The 13,286-nt window shown below is 39.1% G+C and carries 18 protein-coding genes and 1 riboswitch; all 18 genes read left to right on the forward strand.

Annotated features, from left to right (window positions below):
* Positions 1 to 309: 309 nt before the first annotated feature.
* The 18 genes from CSV76_RS07270 (at position 310) to gcvPB (ending at position 12,869) form a co-directional block, all read left to right on the forward strand.
* The gene (locus tag CSV76_RS07270; protein WP_099625131.1) at positions 310 to 543 is read left to right on the forward strand and encodes a single-stranded DNA-binding protein; all 234 of its coding nucleotides are present in this window, start codon (positions 310 to 312) and stop codon (positions 541 to 543) included.
* Between the two features lie 122 nt (positions 544 to 665).
* Complete coding sequence (locus tag CSV76_RS07275) at positions 666 to 1,091, forward strand: selenium binding protein (protein WP_099625132.1); 426 nt, start codon at positions 666 to 668, stop codon at positions 1,089 to 1,091.
* An 83-nt stretch (positions 1,092 to 1,174) separates the two neighbouring features.
* Entirely contained in the window at positions 1,175 to 1,609 is a 435-nt protein-coding gene (locus tag CSV76_RS07280) for a hypothetical protein (protein ID WP_143560357.1), read from the forward strand.
* Between the two features lie 13 nt (positions 1,610 to 1,622).
* Positions 1,623 to 1,901, forward strand: coding sequence for a phage holin (locus CSV76_RS07285; protein ID WP_099625134.1), 279 nt, complete (start codon positions 1,623 to 1,625; stop codon positions 1,899 to 1,901).
* Between the two features lies 1 nt (position 1,902).
* Positions 1,903 to 2,025, forward strand: coding sequence for a 60S ribosomal export protein NMD3 (locus tag CSV76_RS17680; protein WP_233204430.1), 123 nt, complete (start codon positions 1,903 to 1,905; stop codon positions 2,023 to 2,025).
* The gene (locus CSV76_RS07290) at positions 2,018 to 2,812 is read left to right on the forward strand and encodes an N-acetylmuramoyl-L-alanine amidase family protein (protein ID WP_099625135.1); all 795 of its coding nucleotides are present in this window, start codon (positions 2,018 to 2,020) and stop codon (positions 2,810 to 2,812) included. Before CSV76_RS17680 ends, CSV76_RS07290 begins: the two co-directional genes overlap by 8 nt.
* Positions 2,813 to 2,991: 179 nt before the next feature.
* Positions 2,992 to 3,915: a hypothetical protein gene (locus CSV76_RS07295; RefSeq protein ID WP_099625136.1), complete on the forward strand. Its 924-nt coding sequence runs from the start codon at positions 2,992 to 2,994 to the stop codon at positions 3,913 to 3,915.
* Between the two features lie 14 nt (positions 3,916 to 3,929).
* The gene (locus tag CSV76_RS07300; RefSeq protein ID WP_099625137.1) at positions 3,930 to 4,382 is read left to right on the forward strand and encodes a hypothetical protein; all 453 of its coding nucleotides are present in this window, start codon (positions 3,930 to 3,932) and stop codon (positions 4,380 to 4,382) included.
* A 449-nt stretch (positions 4,383 to 4,831) separates the two neighbouring features.
* Complete coding sequence (locus tag CSV76_RS17930) at positions 4,832 to 5,896, forward strand: MBL fold metallo-hydrolase (protein WP_099625139.1); 1,065 nt, start codon at positions 4,832 to 4,834, stop codon at positions 5,894 to 5,896.
* Positions 5,893 to 6,135, forward strand: coding sequence for a DUF3006 domain-containing protein (locus CSV76_RS07315; RefSeq protein WP_099625140.1), 243 nt, complete (start codon positions 5,893 to 5,895; stop codon positions 6,133 to 6,135). The genes CSV76_RS17930 and CSV76_RS07315 overlap by 4 nt, the downstream gene beginning before the upstream one ends.
* Before the next feature lie 286 nt (positions 6,136 to 6,421).
* Positions 6,422 to 6,697 carry a competence type IV pilus major pilin ComGC gene (comGC, locus tag CSV76_RS07320; RefSeq protein ID WP_085428932.1) on the forward strand — a complete coding sequence of 92 codons (276 nt, stop codon included), beginning with the start codon at positions 6,422 to 6,424 and terminating at the stop codon, positions 6,695 to 6,697.
* Positions 6,636 to 7,139 (forward strand): competence type IV pilus minor pilin ComGD, encoded by a 504-nt coding sequence (gene comGD / locus CSV76_RS07325; protein ID WP_158232757.1) that lies wholly within the window; start codon positions 6,636 to 6,638, stop codon positions 7,137 to 7,139. Before comGC ends, comGD begins: the two co-directional genes overlap by 62 nt.
* A complete protein-coding gene (locus CSV76_RS07330) occupies positions 7,132 to 7,431 on the forward strand; it encodes a hypothetical protein (RefSeq protein ID WP_099625142.1) in 300 nt (99 codons plus the stop codon). Before comGD ends, CSV76_RS07330 begins: the two co-directional genes overlap by 8 nt.
* Positions 7,428 to 7,862: a competence type IV pilus minor pilin ComGF gene (gene comGF, locus CSV76_RS07335; RefSeq protein ID WP_085426066.1), complete on the forward strand. Its 435-nt coding sequence runs from the start codon at positions 7,428 to 7,430 to the stop codon at positions 7,860 to 7,862. The genes CSV76_RS07330 and comGF overlap by 4 nt, the downstream gene beginning before the upstream one ends.
* 162 nt (positions 7,863 to 8,024) lie before the next feature.
* The gene (locus CSV76_RS07345; RefSeq protein WP_085426068.1) at positions 8,025 to 8,531 is read left to right on the forward strand and encodes a shikimate kinase; all 507 of its coding nucleotides are present in this window, start codon (positions 8,025 to 8,027) and stop codon (positions 8,529 to 8,531) included.
* A 134-nt stretch (positions 8,532 to 8,665) separates the two neighbouring features.
* Positions 8,666 to 8,758, forward strand: a riboswitch (glycine riboswitch).
* Between the two features lie 163 nt (positions 8,759 to 8,921).
* Positions 8,922 to 10,022 (forward strand): glycine cleavage system aminomethyltransferase GcvT, encoded by a 1,101-nt coding sequence (gcvT, locus tag CSV76_RS07350; RefSeq protein ID WP_099625143.1) that lies wholly within the window; start codon positions 8,922 to 8,924, stop codon positions 10,020 to 10,022.
* 20 nt (positions 10,023 to 10,042) lie between these two features.
* Positions 10,043 to 11,389: an aminomethyl-transferring glycine dehydrogenase subunit GcvPA gene (gcvPA, locus tag CSV76_RS07355; protein ID WP_099625144.1), complete on the forward strand. Its 1,347-nt coding sequence runs from the start codon at positions 10,043 to 10,045 to the stop codon at positions 11,387 to 11,389.
* Entirely contained in the window at positions 11,382 to 12,869 is a 1,488-nt protein-coding gene (gene gcvPB, locus CSV76_RS07360; RefSeq protein ID WP_099625145.1) for an aminomethyl-transferring glycine dehydrogenase subunit GcvPB, read from the forward strand. The genes gcvPA and gcvPB overlap by 8 nt, the downstream gene beginning before the upstream one ends.
* Positions 12,870 to 13,286 lie beyond the last annotated feature (417 nt).

A 13,286-nucleotide genomic window follows, 5' to 3' on the forward strand; every position in this document is an offset into this window, starting at 1 on the left:
GTACAGCAAAGAAGTCGCTACCAAGCGAGTGAATGTAGTATACGCGGTTGGTCAACTATCTGATGAAGAATACACGGAATTGATAGATTTGATTGAAGAAAAATATCCAGTTTCTTAATACGCTTTCGGATCATAATGTGTAGCAAAGAGTATTAGGTGCCGGTTGCGGAGTATTTGGCAGTTGACGTTGAGCGGGAGTAAACACAACGTAAGTTTGCATTGTTTTTATTTGAAAAGGTTGAAAAATAATCACAATTAATATATAGTCATATCAACAGTCATATTAATATGACTTAAAAATGATAAAGGGTGATTAATTTGAATCCATATTTACAAGCAGCAATTAACGAGATTGATCAGTTACATTGTAAGGAAAAATTTATTGTTAAAGATTTGTTTAAAGGGTATGCGTGGAACAGAATCCCTAAAAATGAGCGTCTCACTTTAGGTAGTCTTTTTCTTGATTGGGTTAATAATTCAAATTCGGGTGTACAAAAATTAGAGAAAAATTCATCTCACCAACAGATGTATAGGAAACTGTGAAATTTATGTACTGTTAATTGAGGGCGCTTTCGATGTTGTGTATACGGAACACTGTGTGCCGTATCAATAATTGGAGGAATTCCTTTTCTTTTGTTGAATAGTGTGGAAAGGGAGGAATTTGTATGTACGAAAAATATTCAAGACAAGCTTTACCTAGTAAAGAATATCGAGCGTTATTAGGAAGTGCTATTTGTGTTTTCAACTCAAATAATTCTTTTGTCATCGAGAATATTCTAAGATGTGATGGAGATGAAAAATATAATTGGTATGAATTGATTGATAAAGTTTCTGGTAGGTTATCCGATCCTATTAAAGAAACTATTACTCGCCATTCTGATGACACAATTGCAAATTTGTTCTCTAATTTAGTAAATATGAGGAATAGAATTGTGCATAGCTTTCAAATAACAGCAGAAACTGGAGAGCAAATGCTTGCCACTAAAACTAAAACAGGTCAACAGTTCAGGATAAATGAAAATTATTTATTCGATTTCATTAAAAAAAATGAAGAGCTAAGCGTCTTGCTTCATAATTTCAGAGGTTACTAAATAAAAAGTAAGCAAAGAACGTCCCAATCCGGACGTTCTTTTTTGTATTCATTTAAAAAGAGAAAAGTGTGGTGGGGTGAGATATGACGCAGCCGAAGGAGGAGCTAGGTATGCTCGAGAGGCACGATGAATTAATACATCACGACATTATACCGCGACTGGAAAAAGTCGAGAAAGCACAAATGGACTTTAGCACACAGGCGGAGGTAATCACGGGACAAGTCAAAGAAGTCACGGTTCAAGTTGCAGAGATTAAATCTTCACAAACGAATTTAGAACTGACCGTCATGAAAGACGGACAAGAAACCAGAAGCATTCTAAATAAATTCGTTGACCATTATTTTGCGACTGACAAAGAACGCTTGCAAACAGAACGTGACGTAATTCATGTAGATGAACGAATTACACTAAAACGTTTCTCTACACGCGAGAAAATCGTGCTGGGAGTCGTTGGTGCATTTGCGGGATCGGGCGGAATTTTAGCAGGGATAGCTGCTTTAATACAGTTTTTTAAATGAGAGGAGAAATACAATGAAAATCAATTGGAAAGTACGTGCGAAGAATAAATTGTTCTGGCTGGCCTTGGTGCCGGCTTTTTTGTTAGTCGTGCAGATTATTGCCGGGTGGTTCGGCTATGAATTTGCCGCTGATTTAGTAGGTGAAGAAGCGGCTGCTTTAATCAATGCAGTGTTTGCCTTGTTGGCGATCCTCGGCATTGTGGTCGATCCGACTACGGACGGCACTGATGATAGCGATCAAGCAATGAGGTATCAAGAACCGCGAAAAGATAAAAAGAAAGGGCTGAAATAATATGGATATAACAGAATGTGTAGTGTGCGGAAAAGAAATCGAAGCACTGGAACAGTTTAATGGTGAAATGATGTGCGAGGAATGTTATCAGAATCCAGAAAACGAGGTGTTTGGCGATGAGTAAAATTTTTATCGATCCAGGCCACGGTGGCCACGATCCAGGCGCTGTAGGAAAACGTTCACGAGAGAAAGACAATGTACTAAAAGTGGCTTTACGACTAAAGACGATTCTCGAAGGTTATGGGCATGAAGTGAGACTTTCACGTTCAACTGATGTCTTTTTGGCACTGGGAGAGCGCGCGAGACTAGCTAATACTTGGGGAGCCGATTACTTTTTCAGCTTACACGACAACTCGGCTACAGCATCAGCAACAGGTTTCGAGACGTTCGTTTATAATGGCAGTGTTAGCGCCGCTACAACAAAACTACAGAACGCTGTACACAGTTCAATCGCCAATCAAATCGGTATTCGTGATCGTGGTAAAAAGAGAGCAAACTTCGCGGTTTTGCGCTTAACAAATATGCCGGCTGTTCTCGTAGAGTATGCGTTCATTTCGAATCACGGTGATGAAACTGTCTTGATTAACGAAGTGGAAAAACTAGCGTTACTGACAGCACAAGGAATAGTTAATTACGCTGGAGGTAGAAAGGATGTGGCATCAGTGCCGAATAAACCTAAACCAACGCCCGTACCAGAGAAGCTTACAATCGAGTTAGAGTTTACGTCTGGTACTTTGCGTAAGGTAGTAGAAACGTTTTTAGGTAGCAAATTACAGCAGGAGATTGCGGTTAAAGCGGCATCGGAACGAGGATATTCCTCTGCATGGATTAATAAGCAAGCAGATGGGTCCGCGGCTAACGGCGATTTAGTAGCGCTGATGATTGGTGCTGGGGTTAAGGAATTCAAATAAGATACCACTTGCCATAATAAAAACATTGATGTGATGGCATTTGCACGTCAGTCGATTGAAAGCAAAAGTAATCTGTCCAACCTGACAGATTACTTTTCTACTTTCAGAAATGATTTGAAATAAAAAACAGGTGTTTAATTTCTCCTTTTTAGATATACTAGTGCTTAGGAGGGATTGAGATGGCATTTAAGCAGGTATATTTTCATCAATTAAGTATCTATAGAAGGATTGATAAAAAGGGTACAAAAGAGGGGGATTATAATAAAGACTATTTGAATAATGAATTGATTGATAAGAAAATTGAACAGTTTTTTAAAAAAGTATTAAATGAGCATAAGTGTGTGAAAATAAACAATTCTAATGAAACTTTAGAGATTATTAGAGAAGATAAAGATTTTATTTTCGCACGTCTAGGTAAAGCACAAGATATTAGGCAATATCATTTACGCGACCTAGAAACACTGAAAGCTGACCCTATACAGAAAAATTATACACAGGTATTGGAGAATTTCACTTACATATTAATCAATAGGGAAACATATATTGTTTCCTATTTGAAAGAACAATCTTCACCAAGTATTCAACTCTTAGGAGATTTAATAACGTCAGGATTTAAAGATGAAGACTTAGTAGGTGAGATTAGCAGTATAACGGTGGAAGATGCCTTGCCTATATTATCTAAAAAGGACAGAATCGGAACTGTTTCATACCGAGTATCTTTACCACCAGAAGGTAGTCAGTATTTTACCCAAGAGGTGACAGGATTATCCGAGAAAGAATATGATATGTTAAGTAATCAAAAGTCGATTGAATTCGAAATCAAACTTGTAGCCGAAACTAATCAAGATGCTTTTGAAAATAGAAAGAGCTTTACTGCAGTTATTGGGAAATTAGCTAAAAAAGCTAAAAGGGTTAAGGTTAAAGCCAAGGACGACGGGGAATACTTACAGGAATATAATATCGTTAACAGTCCTTTTACTAAAAAGACAAAGTTTGAACTAGAAAATACCGACACAAATAAAATACATATTGAAATACTTACGAAGTTAAAAGAAATATATTTTAGAGAAGAAACCGAAATATTGAAATTCTGTCGTGTATAAGGAGGAGAAAGATAATGAAAAAGAATCACTTAAGAAGGAATATCTCTAATATATTCGTATTCTTTTTCTTTGTTTTAATCGCCTTTTTATGCATGAGGTTTGAATTATTAAATGAAGAGCGTTTTTTGAGAAGTGACCATTTGGATATTCTCACGATAAATTCAATATTCGCTGGGTTTCTTTTCACAAGTTTAGGAATAATGGTAAGCTTTTCAGATAAAAAAGCTATAGCTAATAAAGACAAAAATGGATATATGGATAAATATTACAATTCCATATATGTAGGGTTACTCTTCTTGATTATATCAATCCTGTTTGCTGTTATAGGTTTTGCATTTCCACAAGCTGATAATTTATCTTGGTACTTAACTCTAGAACAACTAACACTTATAGGTGGAATAATCTATTTTATAAAATCATGTTGGAGTATACTAAAGATAATTCAAAGTATTAGAAGTAGTCTCTAAGTTTGGAGATTTTTCTCTTAGCAAATAACAACGACTTTAAATATGGTGAGCAGGGAGGAAATTACATGTCATATACTAAACTACAAATCGATAATCGAATTCAAGCAATACATGATCGTTACTCCAACTTTCAAAGCATAATTTTCCAAAGGCAAGATGACAGCGGTATTTATTTATTGGCTATGGAATCGGATAATCAAGAAAATTACTTAAGATTAACACTTACTGGTAGGTTATACTACCATCGAGATAATGAATGGCGTATAGTCAACAATTTTATTTATCGAGATTTAAATGAATAAAAGTATTAAAGATACTTTGTAATTTAAGAGCGACTCTATCCATTGTGGACGGAGTCGCTTTTTTATTTGTCTGAATTGGAAAAATCATCTAGACATTATACTTTTGACGCACTATGATTATATCAGTAAGTCAAAAGGAGTGTTAAAATGAAGAAATTAACAATGATTATCATGACTATGGTTCTAGCCATCAGTCTACTGCCCATCTCTACAGATGCGGCCGCAAAAGAATTAAAGGTCCACTTTATTGATGTGGGTCAGGGAGATGCAGTATTAATCCAGTCTCCAAACGGTAAAAACATGTTAGTGGATGGCGGTCCTAAGGCCGCTGGAAGTAAAGTAGTTTCATTTTTAAAAGAAAAAGGCGTTAAACGTTTGGATTACGTGGTAGCGACGCATCCAGATGCAGACCATATTGGTGGATTAGAAGCTGTATTAAATGCATTCCCGGTAACAAACTTTATAGATTCCGGTTATGTACATACGTCACAAACGTACTATAATCTGTTGACGTTAATCGACAAAAAGAATATTAAGTTTACAGTTGCAAAGGAATTGGACAAGTTAGCACTTGATCAGCAATTAATTACACGTGTACTATTTGCAGACGAAAAAGGAAAAGACAGCAATGCTGCATCAATCGTTCTGAAGATCACTTATAACAAAGTATCCTTCTTGCTAATGGGTGACGCTGATACTGTTACAGAGGATTATATTAGATCAAAATATAATGTCAAAGCTACAGTTCTTAAAAATGGTCATCACGGATCCAAAACGAGTAGTTCAGCTGCATTTATCAGCAACGTTAAGCCTAGTGTAGCAATACTAAGTTACGGCAAAAACAATAGCTACGGACACCCACATGCCGCTATCGAAGCGCGTTTGAAAAATGTTGGAGCGAAGACTTACAAAACACCTATTCACTGCAATATCACGGTGACGACTAATGGTGCAAAGCATTCAGTAGCAAATAGTTGCGGCAAGGGATCTACTCCTGTTGTAAAGCCTAAACCATCTAAACCGGTAGCAAAGCCGACACTAGTCAAACCAAAGCCAGCCCCATCTAAACCAGTTACAAAGCCCGTGCCTCAAAGTAATTTCAAGAACTGTACAGAGTTGCGCAAAGTTTATCCTAACGGTGTATCTAAGGGACACCCTGCATATCAGTCCAAGATGGACCGAGACAAAGATGGATGGGCGTGTGAGCGATGAGCAAAAAGTATACACTGGACAGAATTGAAGAAGGAATATACGTATTTTTAGAATATCCTGAAGATGAGAATCAACTCCTGATACAGGTTGACCAAGTAGATGAAATCTTTCATGAGGGCGATATAGTCTCTATCAGCTCAGAAGAACAGCAATACAGAATTGAACTGTTGATTGATGAAACACATATCACTCGTGAAAAAGTGAACAATTTATTAGAAAAACTGAAGAATAAAAAATGATACTCAAACAGCCACCACTCAATAGAGTCGGTGGCTGTTTTAATTTTATGGAGCATTTCAAAACGACACCTTATATAGAAGGTTCTTAATCAAATGTGGTCTTTTTTAGAAAACCACATTTTAAAACTAAGTTATGTGGTCTTTTTAAGTGGTCCACTCACATAAAAACCACAGAAATATACAAGGACAGATAAACGTAGCAAAGAAAATAGACAAAGAAAGTGATTTACCCCTCTTTAAATCAAGCTTTTGGGTGTACTGAAAACTACAGTAAAAGCTGTTTGAAATGATGATCGTGTTGCTGATCATAACTGTTTTGATTTTGATTGCAATCCCGAACGTCACAAAGCATTCCAAATCGATAGACGAAAAGGGCTGTGAGGCGTACGTGAAAATGGTAGAAGGTCAGGTGCAAGCATATAAAATGGACAAGAAATCCGTTCCCACACTTACGGCGCTGACTACAGATGGGTATTTACCAGATAATCCTGCGTGCCCGAATGGTAACGCGATCACAATTACTGGAGACGGTAAAGTCACAGCAACTAATGGAGGAGGTTAAACAAGCTATTGACGATCAGCGCGGCTTTACTTTTTTAGAACTTTTGCTTGTGTTATCTATTATGATGATTATAACAGCCGTTATTCTTCCCTTTAGTGAGAAACGTTTACAGAGAGTGACTGAAGAAGATGCGTTGCAATTATTCATCGCGACCGTTCATGAAGCACAATTATATGCTATTACACATAAGGAAAGAGTTAGTTTAAAGTTTTATGAAGAGGGTCAGAAATATACGGTCGAAACGAATGGTTTAGTAGAGATATTACATGGTGAACTTCCTTCAGGAATGCACAGGTCGAAAAATTCTCCGTTAAGACAGTTGGACTTCGCTGAAACAGGATATTTGATTCGTACAGGAAAAATATTCATTGATACAGAAAGTAAAGGTCTTGTCAAAATATCATTCCAGTTTGAACGGGGAAGGATGATCGTCTATGAATGAAAAAGGGCAATCGTGGCCTGAAGCTATGCTGTCTTTAGTAATTGTCATGGTCATTTTTAGTTCGCTTTTGCCCTTGGCTACCACATTGACGTCATCCGTGGCTGGAAAAAAGTCCGCGATGATTGCAGCACAGACCACATATCAAGCGGCTATACTGTTTAAATCTTCAGGACAAGCAACAGGACGGAGATCGTATGAAAAATTACATTATGATTGGACTGTCGAGGATGGCCAAGTTTGTGTAGTTTATGAAGTACAACAAGTCGCAAATCGTAAGTGTGTGAGTATATGAAATCATGGAATGAAAAAGGCTATTCATTATTGGAAAGTATTATTCATTTACTCATATTCACTATGCTTATCCAACTAACGGTGCTGTTTTTTTATTGGCAAACACCTATAGAGAAAGTATATCAAGGAGATTTGCTTGGTGAATGGGAACTGTTTTCTTTAGAGTTTCAGGAAGTATTAGAAGAAGTAACAGCAGTCACTGAAATCAACCCTACAATTTTATCTTTTCAAACTAAAAGAGGGGAAATCATTATACAGCAATACAAGCAAATGATTCGAAAGGTGGTAGATGGCGACGGTCATGTTCCACTGTTGATGAATGTAAAAACCTACGCATTTACAGTGAACGGTAGCGAATTGCAGATTGCTGTCGAAATGATGGATGGTAGGCGCAAAGAAAGGACGTTTGCGATTGGATTATATCAAGAATGAGAAGGGAGGATCATTTATTTTCGCGATTGTATTATTATTTTTCGTAAGTCTCTTTCTTTTCTCCCTCGTTTCATGGCATGATAGTATCTACAGAATATACGACTGGCTCGAAATCTATTATGAGCGTAAAGCAGTTGAATTAATGAAACGGGATGGATGAAAATGAAAAGGATTTATTTGGTAGGTTTCATGGGGTGTGGAAAAAGCGCAATTGGTAAACGGCTGCATACGCTGACTGGTATTCCGTTCTTTGATATGGACCATGAGATCTCAGAACATATGCAAATGACGATTCCTGAGATATTTGATCAGTATGGAGAACTGTACTTCCGACAATTGGAAACAGAATTCCTGCAGAAGTTTCCGGAAGAATATTGTATTGTAGCGACTGGTGGCGGTGTGGCAGTAAAGGAAGAGAATATTCGTCTAATGCGAGAAACCGGCATCGTATTTTTTCTTAATGCCTCATTTCGCGATATTTGGCGAAGAATCTCGACAGATGTCAATCGGCCGATCGTGCAACAATCTTCGCGTCAAGAATTAGAAGCGTTGTATAAAAAGCGTAAACCAAAATATTTGAAGTCATCTCACTTTACAGTGGAGACGACGGGTAAGTCTTTAACGGATATTTCGGAGTATATTATCTTTCAAATCGAAAGATATCAATAACTAAGGGTAAAAGCGAATGATTTAGTTATGGATTAAACTATCATTCGCTTTTTTACTGTTATAAGAAATAGATTGCGCTTACTTCTGTTAAATGTTAAGATATCAGTGAAGAAAAAATTAATTGAATCATGCGAATGATTGTATGGGGAGAGCGCGCATTAGGCGCCGCCGAAGGAGCAAGTAACAAACGTTATGAATCTCTCAGGTAACAAAACGCATACATGACGCATCTCTGGAGAGTGCTGAGTAATCAGCGGCCGAAGAAAGTATGGAAACTGTAAAGCTTTCAGGCAAAAGGACAGGGGTTCTCTTTCATAGGAGACCCCTGTCCTTTTTTTGATGAATTACCTACTGATCGTTTCTTGATTAGAACACAAAGGAGGAAACAGTTTGACGAATCCATTATTACGTACACCGTTATTTGAAAGTTACAAAGAGTACGGAGGTAAAACAATCGACTTTGGCGGTTGGGAGTTGCCTGTGCAGTTTTCTAGCATTAAGGCAGAACACGAAGCCGTTCGAACAAAAGCGGGATTGTTTGATGTTTCGCATATGGGAGAAGTGTTTGTTAGTGGTAGCGGAGCACTTGACTATTTGCAGAAACTTGTAACGAATGACGTTTCGAAACTGAAGATCGGCCAAGCACAGTATACAGTGATGTGTAACGAGCAAGGTGGAACGATCGATGATTTCTTAATTTATAAATTAGAAGATGAACGCTATTTATTAGTAGTTAATGCATCCAATATTGAAAAAGATGTTGAATGGATGGAAAAGCAGCAGACAGACAATGTGGTCATCGATAACCAGTCTTCGAACTATGCGTTACTCGCATTGCAAGGTCCTGTGGCGGAGACAATATTACAGAAACTAACAGATGAAACGCTTGAAGAGATCAAATTTTTCCGCTTTAAAGAGCATGTTCAAGTAGGCGGGGAAGATGTTCTTGTTTCACGTACTGGATATACAGGAGAAAATGGATTTGAAATCTACGGTACACCTGAAGCCATAAAGAACTTGTGGTCAAAGATTTTGCAAGAAGGCAAAGAAGATGGTGTCGTACCTGCAGGTCTTGGTGCACGAGACACATTGCGCTTCGAAGCGGGACTGCCACTATACGGTCAAGAGCTAAGAGAAGATATATCTCCACTCGAAGCAGGACTTGGTTTCGTCGTGAAAGTGAATAAGGAAGAAGACTTCATTGGTAAAGATGTATTAGTGAAGCAAAAAGAACAAGGCGTCGAACGTAAGCTTGTTGGACTCGAAATGATCGATAAAGGGATTCCGCGTACTGGATATAAAGTATTTGCGGGCGACAAAGAGATCGGTGAAGTAACAACTGGTACGCAGTCTCCTACATTAAAGAAGAACATCGGTTTTGCGCTATTGTCTACAGAGTTCACTGAGCTCGATACAGAAGTTGAAGTAGAAATTCGCACGAAACGTCTGAAAGCAAAAGTTATTGCAACACCTTTCTATAAAAGATCATAAGTGAAAAGGGGTAAACTATTATGAAGCATCGTTATCTACCTATGACGGAGCAAGATCAGAAAGACATGCTTGAAACAATCGGAATTTCTTCCATCGATGAACTCTTTTCGGATATTCCCGAAAAAGTACGATTTAAAGGTGAATATAAGATCAAGCCTGCGAAATCCGAAACATCTCTTTTAAAAGAACTTGGACGTTTAGCTGCGAAAAACATCAACGCTCAAGACTATGCTTCGTTCCTAGGAGCGGGAGTCTATGATCACTATCGTCCGATCATCGTAGATCATGTCATTTCACGTTCTGAGTTCTATACGGCATACACGCCATACCAGCCAGAAATTTCACAAGGTGAGTTGCAAGCGATTTTCGAATTCCAGACGATGATCTGTGAATTGACAGGCATGGAGCTTGCGAACTCTTCTATGTATGACGGCGGAACAGCACTAGCGGAAGCGGGCACACTTGCTGCTGGCCATACACGCCGCAAGAAGTTGCTTGTATCGGCTACTGTTCACAACGAATCACACGCAGTGGTGAAATCGTACGCTGACGGGCAGTATATTGAAGTTGTCACAATTCCTCATACAAATGGCGTAACAGACATGGATAAGCTCAAGGAATTGATTGATGACGAGACTGCAGCAGTGCTTGTTCAATACCCGAACTTCTACGGACAAGTAGAGGATCTTCAGGCAATCAGTGATATTGCACATGAAAACGGTGCATTGTCGATCGTTTCGGCGAATCCACTTGCTTTAGGACTCTTAACACCACCTGGAGCGCTTGGAGCGGATATTACTGTTGGAGACGCACAACCATTCGGCATTCCAGAGTCATTCGGTGGACCACACTGTGGATATTTTGCTGTATCGAAAAAGTTGATGCGTAAAGTACCAGGTCGTCTAGTCGGCGAAACGAATGATGATCAAGGTCGTAGAGGATACGTTCTGACTTTGCAAGCGCGTGAGCAGCATATTCGTCGTGATAAAGCGACATCCAATATTTGTTCGAATCAAGCGCTTAATGCTCTTGCAGCATCTGTTGCGATGACAGCCCTTGGTAAAGAAGGAATTAAAGAAATTGCGTATCAAAACATCGCGAAAACAGCTTACGCGAAACAAGCATTTGAAAAAGCAGGCTTCGAAGTGAAATTCGGTGCTGCTCATTTCAATGAACTAGTCGTAGATTGCAAATCACCGATTAAAGACGTGAACAAACGTTTGCTGGATCAAGGGATTATCGGTGGATACGATTTGAGTCTTGTGGACGAAAGTCTTGCAAACCACGCACTGATCGCAGTAACAGAACAACGTACGAAAGAAGAAATCGATGCATACGTGCAAGAATTGGAGGCTATCCATGCATAAGGAAAACCAATCACTCATTTTTGAAGTATCCAAACCTGGACGAATCGGTTATAGCTTACCTGAATTAGATGTACCTGAAGTAGATGTTGCGTCTATTTTATCTCAAGGTGTTATTCGCACAGAAGACGCAGAACTGCCGGAAGTATCTGAACTGGACATCATGCGTCACTACACTGCATTGTCTAATCGTAACCATGGAGTCGATACAGGATTCTATCCATTAGGTTCTTGTACGATGAAGTATAATCCGAAAATCAACGAAGCGGTTGCACGCTTCCCTGGATTCGCACGCGTTCATCCGTTACAAGACGAGTCTACGGTTCAAGGTGCACTCGAAGTAGCGTATGATCTGCAAGAGCACTTAGCTGAAATCACGGGGATGCCACAAGTTACATTGCAACCTGCAGCAGGTGCACATGGTGAGTGGACGGCATTGATGATGATTCGTGCTTTCCATGAAGCAAATGGTGATACACAGCGTACGAAAGTACTTGTTCCTGACTCTGCTCACGGTACAAATCCAGCTTCTGCAACGGTTGCAGGCTTTGACACAGTGACAGTTAAGTCGAATGAAAAAGGCTTAGTTGATCTTGAAGACTTGAAATCAAAAGTAGGTCCCGATACTGCAGCATTGATGTTGACGAATCCAAACACGCTGGGGCTTTTCGAGGAAGATATCTTGGAAATGGCGGCAGCAGTTCACGGAGTTGGCGGAAAGCTGTATTATGATGGAGCAAACTTGAATGCCGTTATGTCCAAAGCACGCCCAGGCGATATGGGCTTCGATGCAGTACATTTGAACTTGCATAAGACGTTCACAGGTCCTCACGGTGGCGGTGGTCCAGGTTCAGGTCCAGTTGGGGTAACTGACGAACTCGCTGCATTCCTGCCGAAACCAGTCATTGAAAAAGTGGATAATCGTTTCGTACTAAACTATGATGTACCGCAATCTATCGGTCGCGTGAAGCCATTCTACGGAAACTTCGGTATTTACTTACGTGCATACACGTATATCCGCTCAATGGGTCCGGATGGCTTGAAAGCTGTTACTGAATATGCAGTACTCAATGCAAACTATATGATGCGTCGTCTAGAGCCATACTTCGACCTTCCGTATACACAGCATTGTAAACATGAATTCGTCTTATCAGGCCGTCGCCAGAAGAAGCTTGGCGCGCGTACACTTGATATGGCGAAACGCTTGTTAGATTTCGGATATCATCCGCCTACAATCTACTTCCCGTTGAATGTCGAGGAAGCCATGATGATCGAGCCGACAGAAACGGAGTCAAAAGAAACATTGGATAACTTCATCGAAGCGATGATTCAAATTGCGAAAGAAGTAGAAGAGAATCCAGAAATCGTTCAAGAGGCACCACACACAACTGTCATCGGTCGTTTGGATGAAACTAAGGCAGCGCGTAAGCCTGTGTTGCGTTATATAAAAGAAGAGTCACCTGTAGAAGAAACTGTACAATAAATATACGATAATGGAGCACCGTTGAAACATAGCGGTGCTCTTTAATTATTTTCCGGGTAATTTTATTGAACTTCAACATCACATAGACTGGACGCCAGACAAGGTATTTCATTATTTTCAGAGGAATATTAGGAAGCTCTAGTGAATATAATTGAGAGCTATATACTGTCAAAGACACCAATACATTATGTTTTTTTCAATTGCTCATGATGAAATTGTAATCTCTATGTAAATAATAGTGATCATAATACTAGTAACTCACAGACTCTCTACCAAAATGAAAATTGTATATTATACGATAAACAATTGAGCGATGTCAACTAAAAATTTGAGAAATTTCTGATTACATGTTATACTATATAAGTACAAGTAATCGGGACTGCATTTGATGATCCTGCGCAGCTTATTCCAGCAAGG

The sequence above is a fragment of the Sporosarcina sp. P17b genome (assembly GCF_002743115.1).
Taxonomy (GTDB): Bacteria; Bacillota; Bacilli; order Bacillales_A; family Planococcaceae; genus Sporosarcina; species Sporosarcina ureae_C.

Coding starts and splice junctions, on each gene's coding strand:
- CSV76_RS07275 (WP_099625132.1), top strand. CDS start 666: ATGTACGAAAAATATTCAAGACAAGCTTTACCTAGTAAAGAATATCGA.
- CSV76_RS07280 (WP_143560357.1), top strand. CDS start 1,175: ATGACGCAGCCGAAGGAGGAGCTAGGTATGCTCGAGAGGCACGATGAA.
- CSV76_RS07285 (WP_099625134.1), top strand. CDS start 1,623: ATGAAAATCAATTGGAAAGTACGTGCGAAGAATAAATTGTTCTGGCTG.
- CSV76_RS17680 (WP_233204430.1), top strand. CDS start 1,903: ATGGATATAACAGAATGTGTAGTGTGCGGAAAAGAAATCGAAGCACTG.
- CSV76_RS07290 (WP_099625135.1), top strand. CDS start 2,018: ATGAGTAAAATTTTTATCGATCCAGGCCACGGTGGCCACGATCCAGGC.
- CSV76_RS07295 (WP_099625136.1), top strand. CDS start 2,992: ATGGCATTTAAGCAGGTATATTTTCATCAATTAAGTATCTATAGAAGG.
- CSV76_RS07300 (WP_099625137.1), top strand. CDS start 3,930: ATGAAAAAGAATCACTTAAGAAGGAATATCTCTAATATATTCGTATTC.
- CSV76_RS17930 (WP_099625139.1), top strand. CDS start 4,832: ATGAAGAAATTAACAATGATTATCATGACTATGGTTCTAGCCATCAGT.
- CSV76_RS07315 (WP_099625140.1), top strand. CDS start 5,893: ATGAGCAAAAAGTATACACTGGACAGAATTGAAGAAGGAATATACGTA.
- comGC (WP_085428932.1), top strand. CDS start 6,422: ATGATGATCGTGTTGCTGATCATAACTGTTTTGATTTTGATTGCAATC.
- comGD (WP_158232757.1), top strand. CDS start 6,636: ATGGTAACGCGATCACAATTACTGGAGACGGTAAAGTCACAGCAACTA.
- CSV76_RS07330 (WP_099625142.1), top strand. CDS start 7,132: ATGAATGAAAAAGGGCAATCGTGGCCTGAAGCTATGCTGTCTTTAGTA.
- comGF (WP_085426066.1), top strand. CDS start 7,428: ATGAAATCATGGAATGAAAAAGGCTATTCATTATTGGAAAGTATTATT.
- CSV76_RS07345 (WP_085426068.1), top strand. CDS start 8,025: ATGAAAAGGATTTATTTGGTAGGTTTCATGGGGTGTGGAAAAAGCGCA.
- gcvPA (WP_099625144.1), top strand. CDS start 10,043: ATGAAGCATCGTTATCTACCTATGACGGAGCAAGATCAGAAAGACATG.
- gcvPB (WP_099625145.1), top strand. CDS start 11,382: ATGCATAAGGAAAACCAATCACTCATTTTTGAAGTATCCAAACCTGGA.